At 59.4% G+C, this 14947-nt stretch carries 14 protein-coding genes; 9 read left to right on the top strand and 5 right to left on the bottom strand.

The window, feature by feature from the left end; translation table 11 throughout:
* Positions 1–12: 12 nt before the first annotated feature.
* Positions 13–984 carry a transcriptional regulator LsrR gene (lsrR, locus tag HB664_RS00245; protein ID WP_039260477.1) on the bottom strand — a complete coding sequence of 324 codons (972 nt, stop codon included), beginning with the start codon at positions 982–984 and terminating at the stop codon, positions 13–15.
* A gap of 215 nt (positions 985–1199) precedes the next feature.
* Between lsrR and lsrA the strand changes: the two genes are divergently transcribed.
* From lsrA to lsrG, 6 genes are read left to right on the top strand one after another with little or no spacing between them, the layout of a single operon-like run.
* Complete coding sequence (gene lsrA, locus HB664_RS00240) at positions 1200–2687, top strand: autoinducer 2 ABC transporter ATP-binding protein LsrA (protein ID WP_219940803.1); 1488 nt, start codon at positions 1200–1202, stop codon at positions 2685–2687.
* Positions 2684–3715: an autoinducer 2 ABC transporter permease LsrC gene (gene lsrC / locus HB664_RS00235; protein WP_219940255.1), complete on the top strand. Its 1032-nt coding sequence runs from the start codon at positions 2684–2686 to the stop codon at positions 3713–3715. Before lsrA ends, lsrC begins: the two co-directional genes overlap by 4 nt.
* Entirely contained in the window at positions 3716–4693 is a 978-nt protein-coding gene (lsrD, locus tag HB664_RS00230) for an autoinducer 2 ABC transporter permease LsrD (protein WP_048981228.1), read from the top strand. It abuts the gene before it with no gap.
* Between the two features lies 1 nt (position 4694).
* A complete protein-coding gene (gene lsrB / locus HB664_RS00225; protein ID WP_219940254.1) occupies positions 4695–5696 on the top strand; it encodes an autoinducer 2 ABC transporter substrate-binding protein LsrB in 1002 nt (333 codons plus the stop codon).
* 11 nt (positions 5697–5707) lie between these two features.
* The gene (gene lsrF, locus HB664_RS00220; protein ID WP_033146707.1) at positions 5708–6595 is read left to right on the top strand and encodes a 3-hydroxy-5-phosphonooxypentane-2,4-dione thiolase; all 888 of its coding nucleotides are present in this window, start codon (positions 5708–5710) and stop codon (positions 6593–6595) included.
* Positions 6592–6885, top strand: coding sequence for a (4S)-4-hydroxy-5-phosphonooxypentane-2,3-dione isomerase (gene lsrG, locus HB664_RS00215; RefSeq protein WP_008503162.1), 294 nt, complete (start codon positions 6592–6594; stop codon positions 6883–6885). The genes lsrF and lsrG overlap by 4 nt, the downstream gene beginning before the upstream one ends.
* A gap of 55 nt (positions 6886–6940) precedes the next feature.
* On the opposite strand, the gene HB664_RS00210 is transcribed toward lsrG, so the two are convergent.
* Both HB664_RS00210 and HB664_RS00205 read right to left on the bottom strand, forming a co-directional pair.
* Complete coding sequence (locus tag HB664_RS00210; RefSeq protein ID WP_033146705.1) at positions 6941–7789, bottom strand: dihydrodipicolinate synthase family protein; 849 nt, start codon at positions 7787–7789, stop codon at positions 6941–6943.
* 12 nt (positions 7790–7801) lie between these two features.
* Positions 7802–8488 carry a B3/4 domain-containing protein gene (locus HB664_RS00205; RefSeq protein ID WP_033146704.1) on the bottom strand — a complete coding sequence of 229 codons (687 nt, stop codon included), beginning with the start codon at positions 8486–8488 and terminating at the stop codon, positions 7802–7804.
* Between the two features lie 42 nt (positions 8489–8530).
* Between HB664_RS00205 and HB664_RS00200 the strand changes: the two genes are divergently transcribed.
* The gene (locus HB664_RS00200; protein ID WP_039260488.1) at positions 8531–9133 is read left to right on the top strand and encodes a helix-turn-helix domain-containing protein; all 603 of its coding nucleotides are present in this window, start codon (positions 8531–8533) and stop codon (positions 9131–9133) included.
* A gap of 83 nt (positions 9134–9216) precedes the next feature.
* On the opposite strand, the gene ygjG is transcribed toward HB664_RS00200, so the two are convergent.
* Positions 9217–10596: a putrescine aminotransferase gene (gene ygjG / locus HB664_RS00195; RefSeq protein WP_023309267.1), complete on the bottom strand. Its 1380-nt coding sequence runs from the start codon at positions 10594–10596 to the stop codon at positions 9217–9219.
* A 435-nt stretch (positions 10597–11031) separates the two neighbouring features.
* On the opposite strand from ygjG, the gene HB664_RS00190 reads away from it, so the two are divergent.
* Together HB664_RS00190 and HB664_RS00185 are read left to right on the top strand one after the other, a co-directional pair.
* Positions 11032–12552 (top strand): PAS domain-containing methyl-accepting chemotaxis protein, encoded by a 1521-nt coding sequence (locus HB664_RS00190; RefSeq protein ID WP_219940253.1) that lies wholly within the window; start codon positions 11032–11034, stop codon positions 12550–12552.
* A 337-nt stretch (positions 12553–12889) separates the two neighbouring features.
* Positions 12890–14449 carry a methyl-accepting chemotaxis protein gene (locus tag HB664_RS00185; protein WP_096150998.1) on the top strand — a complete coding sequence of 520 codons (1560 nt, stop codon included), beginning with the start codon at positions 12890–12892 and terminating at the stop codon, positions 14447–14449.
* On the opposite strand, the gene HB664_RS00180 is transcribed toward HB664_RS00185, so the two are convergent.
* Positions 14446–14940 (bottom strand): PadR family transcriptional regulator, encoded by a 495-nt coding sequence (locus HB664_RS00180; protein ID WP_045888070.1) that lies wholly within the window; start codon positions 14938–14940, stop codon positions 14446–14448. The genes HB664_RS00185 and HB664_RS00180 overlap by 4 nt on opposite strands.
* Positions 14941–14947 lie beyond the last annotated feature (7 nt).

The raw sequence follows: 14947 nt of genomic DNA, 5'->3' as shown, positions 1-14947 counted from the left end.
GCAGGGCGGCTCTTAGTCGGCCAGAGCCAGCACCGCGCGGGCTGTCGTCTCCTCCGTCACCAGGCCATTGATACGGCGACCCTTCAGTGCGGCATAAATCGCATCGGCTTTCTCTTCTCCTCCGGCCACGCCAACGATGGTGGGCAGCTGCGCCAGTTCATCGAGCGTGACGCCCAGCAGTTCTTTGTGGATCTCCAGCTCCTCGACGCATTCCCCTTCGGCATTGAGGAAATAACCGAGAATGTCGCCGACCGCGCCTTTGCGGGCGTACATCAGCTGTTCACCTTCGCTGATATAGCCGGATCGCAGTATCGTGGCGTCACGGCGCTGGTTCACTGAACCAATGCCGACCACAGCGACGTCGGCGGCGGTCGCGGCGAGGATCACGTCCCGCACGCTGGTCTCGCGTTTTAAGATCCCGGCCACCTCTGCGGATGACACGCGAAGCGGGGCGGGGATCATGCTGACGCTGCAGGCCGCATCCAGCTGGCCGATACCGGTCATGTACGGCCCGACGCCGCCGGAGAGCGTCACCAGGCGGATCTGCTGCGAGCTGATAAAGCCGCTCAGGTGCTGCAGGCAGCTCATGGTGGTTTCACCAAACCCCACCGCCAGCAGCTGGCCGGGCTCCAGTACGCCCATCAGCGACTGCGCCGCGCCAATGCCGAGCCGCACGTTCATCGGCGGCGTATTTAACGCGGGCATCACGCGCACCAGCTTCAGGCCAAAGCGCTGCTGTAGCTCGGTCTCCAGCGCCAGGCAGCCCTCGTAGCGGGAGTTGATCTGCACGCGGATCACCCCGGACTGACGGCCTTTTTCCAGCAGGCGGGAGATTTTCAGGCGCGGCAGCCCGAGCCGCTCGCCGATGTCGTTCTGGGTTAATCCGTCGTGGTAGTAGCACCAGGCCACGCGCGCCACCAGCTCCTCTTCCGCCAGTGCCAGCCCGGCAAACCGTCCTTCTTCCGCAGTGCGTTTATCGCTCATAGTTGAACTCTTATAAAAATTTAGATCATATGTTCGTGATGGCGCGAAGGGAAAGTGTGAGCCACGCGACAAAACGGATCTTTTAGATCGTTTCTGGTTTATCTGTATCTCAATCGATAAAACTGTGATCCCTGCACGGTTGTAAATATAGTTCACCGTCTACGCTTTTGAACATTATTAAATCTAAAAATCATTTGTTCAATAGCGGAGCGATGATGACACCACTTCTCGACGCGCGGAATATCAGCAAGCAGTTCTCAGGCGTGCCGGTCTTAAAAGGCATTGATTTCACGCTGCTTGCGGGCCAGGTGCACGCCCTGATGGGCGGAAACGGCGCGGGAAAATCGACGCTGATGAAGATCATCGCCGGGGTCGAAACGCCGGACGGCGGTGAACTTTCTGTCGAGGGGCAGTCATATGCGCGGCTCACGCCCGCTCAGGCGCACGGGTTAGGCATTTATCTGGTGCCGCAGGAGCCGCTGCTGTTCCCCAACCTGACGGTGCGGGAAAACATCCTGTTTCGCCTGCCGCGCGAACGCGATCTGGAAAAGCGCCTGGCGGAGAAGCTCCAGCAGCTCCAGTGCCAGCTTAACCTCGACGCCACTGCCAGCACCCTGGAGGTGGCGGATCAGCAGATGGTGGAGATCCTGCGCGGGCTGATGCGCAACGCCAGGATCCTGATCCTCGATGAACCCACGGCCTCCCTCACGCCCGGCGAAACCGAGCGGCTGTTCCGCCAGATCCGCGCCCTGCAGGCGCTCGGCGTCGGGATTGTCTTTATCTCGCACAAGCTGCCGGAGATTCGCATGCTTTCGAGCCACGTCTCGGTGATGCGCGACGGCGCGGTGGTGCTGAGCGGTGAAACCGCGCAGTTTGACGACAGCGCCCTGATCGCCGCCATGACGCCGGTAAGCCGGGAGAAATCCCTCAGCGATACGCAAAAGCTGTGGCTGGCGCTGCCGGGCAACCGCCGCACCCAGCCGCAGGATTTCCCGGTGCTGCGGGTGGAGGATCTCACCGGGGAAGGCTTTATCGATCTCAGCCTTGAGATCTACGCCGGCGAGATCGTCGGCCTGGCCGGGCTGGTGGGATCCGGGCGCACCGAGTTTGCGGAAACGCTCTACGGCCTGCGGCCGGTACGCGGCGGACGCGTCTGGCTGGAGAATCAGGACATTACCGCCGAGCCGGTAAGTTCACGCCTGGAAAAAGGGCTGGTCTACCTGCCGGAAGACAGGCAGGTATCCGGCCTGTTCCTCGACGCGCCGATCCGCTGGAACACGGTGGCGCTGAACGAGCCGTCGATTTGGCAGCAGCGCAAGCGGGAGTCGGCGGTGGTGGAGCGCTATCACCGGGCGCTGGGGATCAAGCTCAATCATGCAGATCAAACCGTGCGCACGCTCTCCGGCGGCAACCAGCAGAAGGTGCTGCTGGCGCGCTGTCTGGAGGCCAACCCTTTATTGCTGATCGTCGATGAACCGACGCGCGGGGTGGACGTCTCGGCGCGCGCCGACATCTACAAGCTGATAAAAAGCGTGGCGGCGCAGAACGTGGCGGTGCTGATGATCTCAAGCGATCTTGACGAGTTCCCGGGCCTTGCGGACCGCGTGCTGGTGATGCATCAGGGCGTGCTCAGCGGCGAGCTGCCGCGCCACGCCGTCAGCCTCGACAGGATGATGGCGCTGGCATTCGGAGGGCAGTCATGAAGACCTTACTGAAAAACCGCGAGCTGAGCGCGTTCCTCGCCATTCTGGCGCTGTTCGCCGTGCTGGTGGCGCTGAATCCGTCCTACCTGAGTTTACAGACGCTCGGGATGATTTTCGCCAGCTCGCAGATCCTGATCCTGCTGGCCATCGGCGCTGCGCTGGTGATGCTGACCCGCAATATCGACGTGTCCGTTGGCTCAACCGTCGGGCTGTCCGCCATTGCCGTCGGCGTGGCGCTGAACAGCGGCTACAGCCTGCCCGTTTCCATTCTCTTCGCGCTGTCTATTGGCGCGCTGGCCGGTGCATTCAACGGGTTTCTGGTGGTGGGGCTGCGCATCCCGGCGATTGTCGCCACCCTCGGCACGCTGGGGCTGTACCGTGGCGCGATGCTGCTCTGGACCGGCGGAAAGTGGATTGAAGGACTGCCACCCGGGCTGAAATCCCTCTCTGAGCCTGCCGCCATCGGCATTTCGCCGCTCGGCATGCTGGTGTTGATTATCGCGGTCACGGGCGCGTGGACGCTCTCGCGCACCGCGTTCGGGCGTGATTTCTACGCGGTGGGGGATAACCTCGCCGCCGCGCGACAGCTGGGCGTGGCGGTGAACCGCACCCGCATGATCGCCTTTACCCTCAACGGCATGCTGGCGGCCTGCGCCGGGATCGTCTTTGCCGCGCAGATTGGCTTTGTGCCCAACCAGACCGGCAGCGGGCTGGAGATGAAGGCCATCGCCGCCTGCGTGCTCGGCGGTATTTCGCTGCTGGGCGGCACGGGCACGCTGATTGGCGCGCTGCTCGGGGCCTTCTTCCTGACCCAAATCGATACCGTGCTGGTGCTGTTCAGGCTCCCGGCGTGGTGGAACGACTTTATCGCCGGGCTGGTGCTGCTGGGCGTTTTGGTGCTCGACGGGCGCCTGCGCCAGGCGCTGGCGCGCCATCAGCAGGCGCTGAAGTACGGTCGCTTCCAGCCGGGTAACAAAGGGGGAAAGCACGTCACCCCGTTTCCCAAACGCAAAAAAGAGGTGGCGTAAATGAGGCTTAACTGGGAAAGCGCGCTGCTGATTTTGCTGGTGCTGGAGATCCTTCTCTTTGGCGCCATCAACCCGCGCATGCTCGACGTCAACATGCTGCTTTTCAGCACCAGCGACTTCATCTGCATCGGTATCGTGGCGCTGCCGCTCACGCTGGTCATCATCAGCGGCGGGATCGACATCTCCCTCGGTTCAACCATCGGCCTGTGCGCCATCGCGCTGGGCGTGATGATGCAGGCGGGGTGGCCGATGGCGGTCGCTATTCCATTGACGCTGCTGCTCGGCCTGCTGTGCGGGCTGCTGAATGCGGCGCTGATCCACTACACCGGCATTAGTCCTTTAGTCATCACCCTCGGCACGCTTTACCTCTACGGCGGCGGCGCGCTGCTGCTCTCCGGCATGGCGGGTGCGACGGGCTACGAGGGCATCGGCGGTTTCCCGGACGGCTTCACGGCGTTCGCTAACCTCACGGTGCTGGGCCTGCCGATCCCGCTGGTGCTGTTCGCGGTGATTACGGTTTTCTTCTGGCTGATTACCCACCGCGGGCGCTTTGGTCGTCATCTGTTTTTGATTGGGCAAAACCCGCGCGCGGCGCGCTATGCGGCGCTGTCGGTGAACGGCATGCCCTACGCGCTGTACGGGCTGGTGGGCGTGGCCTCGGCGATTGCCGCGCTGGTGATGGTCTCCTATTTCGGCTCCGCGCGTTCGGATCTGGGGCGTGATTTGCTGATGCCCGCGCTCACCGCCGCCGTGCTCGGCGGGGCTAATATCTACGGCGGGTCAGGTTCGGTTGTTGGTACGGCGCTGGCGGCGCTGCTGGTGGGGTATCTGCAGCAGGGTTTACAGATGGTCGGCATCCCTAACCAGGTGTCGAGCGCGCTGTCAGGGGCGCTGCTGGTTGTGGTGGTGATGGGACGTTCGCTGAGTCTGCACCGCGAGTGGGTGCGTTCTCTCTTTAGAAAACTATCCGGAGCGTAAGATGAAAACAAAACTGATAGTCCTGGCAATGGCCCTCAGCTTCGCCTCGGCGCAGGCGGCGGACCGCATTGCCTTTATCCCGAAGCTGGTGGGCGTGGGGTTCTTCACCAGCGGCGGCAACGGCGCGAAAGAGGCGGGGAAAGATCTCGGCGTGGACGTGACCTACGACGGCCCAACCGAGCCGAGCGTCTCCGGGCAGGTGCAGCTCATCAATAACTTCGTTAACCAGGGCTATAACGCCATTATCGTCTCCGCCGTGTCGCCGGACGGCCTCTGCCCGGCGCTCAAGCGCGCGATGCAGCGCGGCGTCAAGGTCCTGACCTGGGATTCCGACACCAAACCGGAGTGCCGCAGCATCTACATCAACCAGGGGACGCCGGAGCAGCTGGGCGGCCTGCTGGTGGAGATGGCGGGCAAACAGGTCACCAAACCGAACGCTAAAGTGGCGTTCTTCTACTCAAGCCCGACCGTCACCGACCAGAACCAGTGGGTGAAAGAGGCGAAGGCCAAAATCGAGAAAGATCACCCCCAGTGGCAGGTCGTGACGACCCAGTTTGGCTATAACGACGCCACCAAATCCCTGCAAACCGCCGAAGGGATCTTAAAAGCGTATCCGGATCTGGATGCGATTATCCCCCCGGACGCCAACGCACTGCCGGCGGCGGCGCAGGCGGCGGAAAACCTGAAGCGGGAAGGGGTGGCGATTGTCGGCTTCAGCACGCCGAACGTGATGCGCCCGTACGTTGAGCGCGGCACGGTGAAAGCCTTCGGCCTGTGGGATGTCGTACAACAGGGCAAAATTGCGGTCAACGTCGCCGATCGCCTGCTGAAAAAAGGCGATCTTAACGTCGGCGACAGCGTGGACGTAAAAAATATCGGCGCGCTGAAGGTCGAGCCGAACAGCGTGCAGGGCTACCAGTATGAGGCGAAGGGCAACGGCATCGTGCTGCTGCCGGAGCGCGTGGTGTTCACCAAAGAGAACATCAGCAAATACGATTTCTGACGGGGGAGCAAATGGCTGATTTAGACGACATCAAAGACGGCAAGGATTTTGGCATCGGCACGCCGCAGCAGAATGTGCCGTACACCCTGAAGGGCTGCGGCTCGCTGGACTGGGGCATGCAGTCCAGGCTTGCGCGCATCTTCAACCCGCAGAGCAACCGCACGGTGATGCTGGCCTTTGACCACGGCTACTTTCAGGGGCCGACCACCGGGCTTGAGCGTATCGACCTCTCCATCGCGCCGCTATTTGGCGAAACCGACGTGCTGATGTGCACCCGCGGCATCCTCAGGAGTCAGGTGCCAGCCGCCACGAACAAACCGGTGGTGCTGCGCGCCTCGGGCGGTAACTCGATTCTGGGCGAACTGTCGAACGAGTGCGTGGCGGTGGCGATGGAGGACGCGCTGCGCCTGAACGTCTGCGCGGTGGCGGCGCAGGTTTACATCGGCAGCGAGTTTGAGCACCAGTCGATCAACAACATCATCAAGCTTGTCGATGCGGGCGCGCGCTACGGTATGCCGACGCTGGCGGTGACGGGCGTCGGCAAGGAGATGGCGCGCGACGCGCGCTATTTCTCGCTGGCCAGCCGCATCGCCGCCGAAATGGGGGCGCAGTTCGTCAAAACCTACTACGTGGACGAGGGCTTTGAAAAAGTGACCGCCAGCTGCCCGGTGCCGATTGTGATCGCCGGGGGCAAAAAGCTGCCGGAGCACGAGGCGCTGGAGATGTGCTGGCGGGCGATCGACCAGGGCGCGTCGGGCGTGGATATGGGACGCAACATCTTCCAGTCCAGCGCGCCGCTCGCCATGCTGAAGGCGGTGAAAAAAGTGGTTCACGAGAACTGGAACGCCCGCGATGCGTTCCAGTTCTGGCAGGATGAGAAACAGGGAGAAGCAAAATGAACGTGACGCTGGTGGAGATCAACATTAAGCCCGAGCGGGTGGACGAGTTTCTGGAGGTGTTCCGCGCCAACCACGAGGGGGCAATCCAGGAGCCGGGAAACCTGCGTTTTGACGTATTGCAGGATCCGAGGGTGAAAACCCGGTTCTTTATCTACGAAGCCTATAAAGACGAAGAGGCGGTGCTGGCGCACAAGCAAACCCCGCACTATCTGGCGTGCGTGGATAAGCTCGAAGAGCTGATGTCGGAGCCGCGCAAGAAACGCAGTTTTGTGGGGCTGTTGCCGGAGTAACAGGCGTTATAAAGGTTTTGTAGGCCGGGTCAGCGCTAGCGCCACCCGGCGTTGTTCAAGCCAGCGCCAGATCCGCAAGTATCGTAGCAAGCGCTTCGCGCGGCTCACCCTGAAGAGCCTGAAGGGGGAAGGGTAGCGCGGGTGTTTCCACTTTCCCCAGCATTTCTGCCGCTGCCGCTACCACCCGCAAACTACCATAATGGCGGAACAGCGCCCAAAGCGGCTCCAGCCGCTCGGATTGTGCCGACTCTTTCGAACGGGCAATCGCCAGCGCTGTTTGCGGAAACAACCCGCCGACCACCGAGTACCAGACGTCAAACCCGGCCTGCAGGGCGGAGGCCGCTCGCCAGTCACCGGCGATGCCCAGCGTGACGGTATCAGGTAGACGAGCGCGTACCTGCAACAGGTCCTCCGGCACGCGGCCAAGCTTAATGGACCCTATATTCGGCAGGGCCGCGGCGGCAAATAACAGTTCATCGCTAAACGAAAAACCGGTTGTGGCGGGATTATCGTAAATGCACAGCGGTACTGAGAGCTGGCGGGTCACCGTTTCATACAGATTAAATACTTCGTCTTCCGTTAATCGCTGGTACGACACGGGTGCCAGCAGCACGCCGGAGACACCTGCCGATTGCGCGTCGTCAGCTAGACGCAGAATATCGTCCAGCCGCAATGCGCCGATGCTGACGATGACCGGAATGTCATCAGCATGCGCCACCGCGCAGCGTGCGATCCGACCGCGCTCTTCAACGGTCAGATAGGCGTAACTTCCCGTTGAGCCCAAAATGCCCAGTGAATCCATACCAGCGTCGACCACGGGGCGCAGAAGATTGATGAAGGAGTGCTCGTCAAACGTCCCCTCTTTCAGGGGGGTTAACGGAAACGCGCTTAACCCGTGAAACATCGTGTTGTCCTCCTACAGCGTCAGCAGCTGAACCCGAGCCGTGGCTCCCGGCATCAGCCGCTGCAGGTTGTTGACCAGTTCTTCTCCTGCCTCTTCCAGTGCCGCAAGGGGCATCGACGGCAGGCTTTCAAGAATAAACCACATGGATTGTGCCTGCCTGTCCAGACGGGTACGTACCCCCTGTCGCCAGTTCCAGCGGCGGCAGGTGACGCCGAGATCGTCGCGCCAGATAACCTCGCCCGGTTCCGGATGTTCCATCACTGGTTGTCCCTCTTTGAAGGTATCAAACGGCTCGCTGCCGTCGGCCAGCGTCAGACGCGGCGCACCCGAATACGCCGCGAGGTTTTCCCCGCCCACCGGAATGGCATAGCGAATACTCACCGCGTTATAGATATCTACGACCGGATCCAGCGACGGCAGCGAACCGTCTTTCAGTACCCGCTTGCGCAGGGCAGATGCCGAGCAGGGCGTGCGTTTCGGTTTCGCGCCGAAGGCTTTAAACACCTCATCCCAGTCTGAAAGGTGTGCATCAGCCCATGGCACATCATCATTCAACATCTGCTGGCAGGCCTGCGCCAGCGCGGCGGGCGCAACCTCCGGGTGGGTTATCGGCGCAGCTTCAACCAGAATGCTCAGCGCCCGAAAGCCCGGGGCAATCCCGGCAAGATGCGAATCTATTGACGGCGTAACGAGAGACATAAATAATCCTGTATTGACTGTTTTATACCATGGTAGTGACCAATGACTGATAAAGTCAATATAATGACTTCGCAGGGTGCCGATGTTGCCCTGGTAAGCCTGGCCGTGGCAAACCGCATACGCAACTGGCGCAAAGAGAAAAAGCTGTCTCTGGACGAGTTGTCCCGCCGGGCAAGCGTTAGCAAAGGCATGCTGGTGGAGATCGAAAAGGGCGCAGCCAACCCCAGTATCGCCATCTTGTGCAAGCTGGCCGCCGCGCTCGGCATCTCCGTAGCGGATATCGTCAACGTATCCAGCGAGCCGCTGGTGCACGTTATCGAAGAGGCCGCGATTCCGGTGCTGTGGCAGGGCGCACAGGGTGGACGCGCCAGACTGCTGGCGGGAACCGCAGGCCCGGATATGATTGAGCTATGGCAGTGGGAGATGCAGCCGGGAGAGCGCTTTACCTCTCCGGGGCACCCGGCGGGAACCTTTGAGCTGCTGCACGTGAACGAAGGCGTTTTAACGTTGACGGTGGATGAGACGGTGACCCAGGTTAACGCTGGCGCATCGGCGGTGGCGAAAACGGAAGCGGCGCACGGATATGCGAACGAAGGCGATACCGTGCTTCGCTTCACCATGACGGTGGCGGAATTTCACCGATAAAAAGCAGCCCGGTGGCGCTACGCTTACCGGGCCTGCATGCAGTATTTTGTAGGCCGGGTAAGCGTAGCGCCACCCGGCGTTGATTACGCCTCTTCCACACTTATTCGCAGCGCTGCCAGCGCTTTACGCGCCGCTTTCAGCACCTGCTCGCACTGCTCAATCGTCAGCGTCAGGGGCGGTTCAATGCGGATGGTTTTCGAGTTGTTGAGCGTTCCGGCGACCAGCACCCGCTGTCGGAACATCTCGCTCGCGAAGCTATAGCCGGTTTCGTTATCGACAAACTCAATCGCCATCAGCATCCCTTTCCCACGCGCGTCCTGCACCAGGTCCGGATACTCCCGGCCTAGCTGACGGAAGCCGTCCAGCAGCATGTCGCCTTTCTGCTCCGCCTGCGCGGGCAGGTTTTGCTCCAGCAGCACGTTGATGGTTGCCAGCGCGGCCGCACAGGCCAGCGGGTTACCGCCAAAGGTGGTGGTATGCAGGAACGGGTTGTCGAACAGCACCGAGAAGACCTCTTCAGTCGCAACCGTCGCACCAATCGGCATCACGCCGCCGCCGAGCGCCTTAGCCAGGCACAGGATGTCCGGCTGAACGTTTTCGTGCTCGCAGGCAAACATCTTGCCGGTGCGCCCCATCCCGGTCTGGACTTCGTCGAGGATCAGCAGCGCGCCAAACTCATCGCACAGCTGACGCACGGCGGGCAGATAGCCCTGCGGAGGGAGGATCACGCCGCCTTCGCCCTGAATCGGCTCCAGGATCACCGCCGCCACGTCATCACCGGTTTTACGGCATTCACTCAGCACGGTGCGCATGGCGTTAATGTCGCCGAACGGCACGTGGCGGAAGCCCGGCAGCAGCGGCATAAACGGTTTGCGGAAGGTGGATTTGGCGGTAGCAGACAATGCGCCCAGGGATTTACCGTGGAACGCGCCGCTGGTGGCGATAAAGGTGAATTTCCCGCGCGGCGACTGGTACGCTTTGGCGAGTTTAATCGCCGCTTCGACCGATTCCGTGCCGCTGTTGCTAAAGAAACTGTACTTCAGTTTGCCGGGCGTTAAGGCCGCCAGCGTTTTCGCGAGCATGGCGCGAAGCGGGTCGAGCAGTTCCTGGCTATGGAGAGGTTGTTTCGCAAGTTGATTCTGTACGGCGGAAACCACAACTGGATTACGGTGCCCCACGTTGAAGATACCAAAACCACCCAGGCAATCGATAAACTCCTGTCCCTGGGTGTCGACAAGCGTGTTAAGACTCCCCGCTTGCCACTCTACGGCTCCGTAATCCCCGCCGGCGGTAACAGATTTGCGATACTCCAGAAAACCTGGATTGACGTGCTCTTTAAAGTAATCGATGACCTCTCGGTTAAGTTGTTTCATCTCCTCATGATCGAGCGTTCGCTTCTCAATGAGATTCAGTGCGTGCGCGGTACAGGCAAGAGCCGAGGCGCTGGAAGGTAACCTGTTCAAAATGTGCTCCCGGGGATCGCGTATCACATGATACTGGTTTAAGTATTGCAGGGATTACGCCACTTCAGATGACTTAACGAAAATCGGGATAAACGCCAGGTTAAAATAATGTTGCACAATATTTAATCATGCCGGAGCAACCGAAACGGGATTTAGCGGTACAGGACAAAAAGGGTAAATGAGGCCGGAAAAGCACATCTGCACTAAAGAAGTGCATTGGCTGCAACTTAAGTGGGCATTAACTGGTCATGCTTTATAGGTAATTTCTTTGCGAAAGTATTTGAAATCAATGAATTATAAAATCGTACAAAAAGTATGGTTTAAGTGAAATCTGCGATCTTCATCAAGTTTAACAACTAAAGATAAATTGTTTACCGCCGAAAAAACATTGACCCACAAAATTAACATTCAAATAACCTGCAAGGGATGCCCACGATGTCCTCTCCAACCTACGTCACCCAGAATGAATATTCTCTGGACGATGACACCACCTTAATGTCTACCACAGACGTCCACAGCTACATCACACACGCCAACGACACCTTTGTGCAGGTGAGCGGCTACCAGCTTGATGAGCTGACGGGCCAGCCGCACAATCTGGTCCGCCACCCCGACATGCCAAAAGCCGCGTTTGCCGATATGTGGTACACGCTGCAGCAGGGCGAGCCGTGGAGCGGAATTGTCAAAAACCGGCGCAAAAACGGCGACCACTACTGGGTGCGTGCGAATGCGGTGCCGATGGTGCGCCGCGGGCAGGTGACGGGCTATATGTCCATTCGCACCAAAGCCACAGCCGAAGAGATTGCGATCGTGGAGCCGCTCTACCGGGCGCTGAACGACGGGAGCTGTAAGAAACGCGTGCACAAGGGGCTGGTGGTTGGAAAAGGCTGGCTGGGTAAACTGCCGGCAATGCCGCTGCGCTGGCGCGTACGCAGCGTGATGGCGGCGCTTTTTGCCGTTCTCGCCGCCACGCTGATCGCGACTTCCGCCGGGTGGATGCCGCTCGTTGCTGCCGCGGTGGTGATGCTGCTGGGGACGCTGCTGTTTGAGCAACAGATTGTCCGCCCGGTAGAGAATGTGGCGCGACAGGCCCTGAAGGTCGCAACCGGTGAGCGCAACAGCGTGCAGCATCTGAACCGCAGCGACGAGCTCGGGCTGACGCTGCGCGCGGTCGGGCAACTGGGCCTGATGTGCCGCTGGTTAATCAATGACGTCTCGAGCCAGGTGGTGAGCGTCCGTGACGGCAGCGACAGGCTGGCGCAGGGAAATGAAGATCTGAACGATCGCACGCGTCAGACCGTGGCGAACGTGCAGCAGACCGTTGCAACAATGAACCAGATGGCCGCTTCCGTTCAGAGTAACTCTGAAACTGCCGCCGAGGTGGATAAACTCTCCGTGGCCGCGAGCAGCGCGGCCACGAAAGGGGGCAACGCGATGCAGACCGTGGTCAAAACCATGGATGACATTGCCGACAGCACGCAGCGGATTGGCTCGATTACCTCCCTGATTAACGATATCGCTTTCCAGACCAACATTCTGGCGCTGAACGCGGCGGTTGAAGCGGCAAGGGCAGGAGAGCAGGGAAAAGGTTTTGCCGTGGTCGCGGGCGAAGTGCGCCATCTCGCCAGCCGCAGCGCCAGTGCCGCCAATGATATTCGTAAACTGATTGATGCCAGCGCCAGCAAGGTGCAGTCCGGCTCTGAGCAGGTTCACGCCGCAGGCCGCACGATGGATGATATCGTGGTGCAGGTGAAAAACGTGACGCAGCTTATCGCCCAGATCAGCCACGCGACCTCCGAGCAGGCCACCGGGCTGTCAGAGTTGACCCGCGCGGTGGCCGAACTCGACAGCATCACGCAGAAAAACGCCGACCTGGTCGAGGAGAGCGCCCACATTTCTGCAATGGTGAAGCACCGCGCCGGACGCCTCAAGGATGCGGTGACTGTGCTCCACTAAGTCAGTAATGTTCCAAAAAAGCCGTTTATTTCGTAAGGAATAAGCGGCGTTTTATTTTTCTGATTGTGACTATTAATGTGGTTTATTGTTAATTTAATATTAAATAACTAAAGAAAGTGCCTCAGTTATTTATTCCTGCCTAAGTCAGTTCTTCAGAATGCTATTTCGAAAATACCCCGTTTGACGGTCTGGTAACGATCGATGAGGCCATATTAATAGCCTACACCTATGCATTGCGGGGGTTATGAAATAAAAAAACGATCAAACTCATAAAGTTAGCGAAATCGTTACCGATAACAGCGATCGTCTGAGAAATAATCACATCGATGGAGAAAATATGTTCTTACATGACGTAAAGATCGGCACGAAATTATTTCTGGCGTTCGGGTTCTTTATTGTCCTGATGGCCATCAGTGCGAGCCTGTCTCTGCTGAGTCTGGACCGGGCTAATAACGGGATGCAATCGATTATTACCAGTGATTATCCGACCACGGTAAAAGCGAACCAGTTAATCGATAACTTCCAGGAATTTATTAGCACTCAACAGCTGATGCTGCTGGACGAGCAGGGCACCTATACGGGGCAATCTCAGCAGCGCCTGAAAGAGATCAGCGAGCACATCACGGTGATCCTGGGCGAGCTGAACAACGCGTTGCAGGATCAAAAGTCTCAGCAGGTTCTGGCGGAGATCCGCAGCGTGCGCCAGCAGTATCTGGACTCGCGCTACCGCATTCTGCAGGCGGTGCAGAACAACAATCGTGCGGGCGCTATTCAGGAGATGATGACCACCACCCTCGCCGTGCAGCAGGCTTATAAAGCGAAGGTGAAGGAGCTGATTACCATTCAAAACAGCGAGATGCAGAGTGCCGGCGCGCAGGTGGAAGGGGATTTCAGGTCTAACCGCCTGCTGCTGATCCTGCTCACGCTCTTTAGCGTCGCGGCAGGCAGCCTGATTGGCTGGTTTATCGTGCGCGCTATCACTCGTCCGCTCGGCGAGGCGGTGCATTTTGCAAAAGCCATTTCTGAGGGCGATCTCACGGGCAGCATCACGCCACACGGTAAAGACGAAACGGGTCTGCTGCTGCATGCGCTGATGGAGATGAAAACGCGACTGCTGGACATCGTGCAGCAGGTGCAAACCGGCTCGGAGAATATCTCCAGCGCAGCCGCGCAGATTGTCGCCGGGAACCAGGATCTGGCCGCGCGCACGGAAGAGCAGGCAAGTTCTGTAGAACAGACCGCCGCCTCGATGGAGCAGATCACCGCGACGGTGAAAAATACCGCCTCGCATACCGGGGAAGCGACCAACCTCTCGGCGGATGCCGCCACGGTGGTCAAAAACAACGGCGAGATGATGAAGCAGGTGACCAGCAAAATGCGCCTGATTAACGAAACATCGAACCGAATGTCCGACATTATCGACCTGATCGACGCTATTGCTTTCCAGACCAATATTCTGGCGTTGAACGCGGCGGTGGAAGCTGCGCGCGCCGGCGAGCACGGTCGCGGCTTTGCGGTGGTGGCGGGTGAAGTTCGCCAGCTTGCCCAGAAGAGCGCGTCATCTGCCAGCGAAATCCGCGAGCTGATTGAGAGCTCTACCAGCCAGACCCAGGACGGGATGAACCTGGTTGAAAAAGCGAGTGCGTTGATCAACGGGATGGTCGGCAACGTGGAAGAGATGGACGTGATCCTGCGCGAAATCCGCCAGGCCAGCCACGAGCAGACGGAAGGTATCTCGCAGATTAACAGCGCGATTGGCCTGATTGATGCCACCACCCAGCAGAACTCCGCGCTGGTGGAGGAGTCTGTGGCGGCGGCAGCATCGCTTAACGAACAGGCGATGCACCTGAAGGAGCTGGTACGCGTCTTCCGCGTGAGCGAGCGCGCTCCCGCTTAATCCAGCTGGGAGATCTCGAGCGCCGCGCGGTCAATAACGCCGATAATCTGCTTGAGCTGCGCGTCGCTGAGCTCTCCCTGATTCACCTTCAGGTCTAACACCGCTTTGAAGTTATCCAGCGCCCGCTTCATCTGCGGGTTTTTGCGCAGCTGAAAACCGACGGAACGCGCTTTGATACGCACCTGGATCTGTTCCAGCTGCTCCCTGTTTTCGTCCAGCCAGCGTTGTCCCTCAGCGGTAATCGTAATCGTCTTACGACCGTTCTCTTCTTCCGTAATGGTGATAAAGGTTTGATCCTGAAGATAATCCAGGGTCGGGTAGATCACTCCTGGGCTCGGGGTGTAATTCCCCTGGGTCAGGTTCTCGATCTCTTTGATCAGCTCGTAGCCGTGGCTCGCGCTGCGGGTCAGGATATCCAGAATCACCAGCCGCAGATCGCCGTGGCCGAAAAATCTCGGTCGGCGCCCGCCGCTGTCGTTTTCGTGTCGCATAGTAGCT

The organism is Enterobacter sp. DNB-S2, from assembly GCF_019443845.1.
GTDB classification, from domain to species: Bacteria; Pseudomonadota; Gammaproteobacteria; order Enterobacterales; family Enterobacteriaceae; genus Enterobacter; species Enterobacter asburiae_B.
This window is presented reverse-complemented; position numbering and strand designations above follow the sequence as displayed.

What these genes read in the sequence shown, in the direction of transcription:
- lsrR (WP_039260477.1), bottom strand. Translation starts at nt 984, where the DNA reads ATGAGCGATAAACGCACTGCGGAAGAAGGACGGTTTGCCGGGCTGGCA.
- lsrA (WP_219940803.1), top strand. Translation starts at nt 1,200, where the DNA reads ATGACACCACTTCTCGACGCGCGGAATATCAGCAAGCAGTTCTCAGGC.
- lsrC (WP_219940255.1), top strand. Translation starts at nt 2,684, where the DNA reads ATGAAGACCTTACTGAAAAACCGCGAGCTGAGCGCGTTCCTCGCCATT.
- lsrD (WP_048981228.1), top strand. Translation starts at nt 3,716, where the DNA reads ATGAGGCTTAACTGGGAAAGCGCGCTGCTGATTTTGCTGGTGCTGGAG.
- lsrB (WP_219940254.1), top strand. Translation starts at nt 4,695, where the DNA reads ATGAAAACAAAACTGATAGTCCTGGCAATGGCCCTCAGCTTCGCCTCG.
- lsrF (WP_033146707.1), top strand. Translation starts at nt 5,708, where the DNA reads ATGGCTGATTTAGACGACATCAAAGACGGCAAGGATTTTGGCATCGGC.
- lsrG (WP_008503162.1), top strand. Translation starts at nt 6,592, where the DNA reads ATGAACGTGACGCTGGTGGAGATCAACATTAAGCCCGAGCGGGTGGAC.
- HB664_RS00210 (WP_033146705.1), bottom strand. Translation starts at nt 7,789, where the DNA reads ATGTTTCACGGGTTAAGCGCGTTTCCGTTAACCCCCCTGAAAGAGGGG.
- HB664_RS00205 (WP_033146704.1), bottom strand. Translation starts at nt 8,488, where the DNA reads ATGTCTCTCGTTACGCCGTCAATAGATTCGCATCTTGCCGGGATTGCC.
- HB664_RS00200 (WP_039260488.1), top strand. Translation starts at nt 8,531, where the DNA reads ATGACTGATAAAGTCAATATAATGACTTCGCAGGGTGCCGATGTTGCC.
- HB664_RS00190 (WP_219940253.1), top strand. Translation starts at nt 11,032, where the DNA reads ATGTCCTCTCCAACCTACGTCACCCAGAATGAATATTCTCTGGACGAT.
- HB664_RS00185 (WP_096150998.1), top strand. Translation starts at nt 12,890, where the DNA reads ATGTTCTTACATGACGTAAAGATCGGCACGAAATTATTTCTGGCGTTC.
- HB664_RS00180 (WP_045888070.1), bottom strand. Translation starts at nt 14,940, where the DNA reads ATGCGACACGAAAACGACAGCGGCGGGCGCCGACCGAGATTTTTCGGC.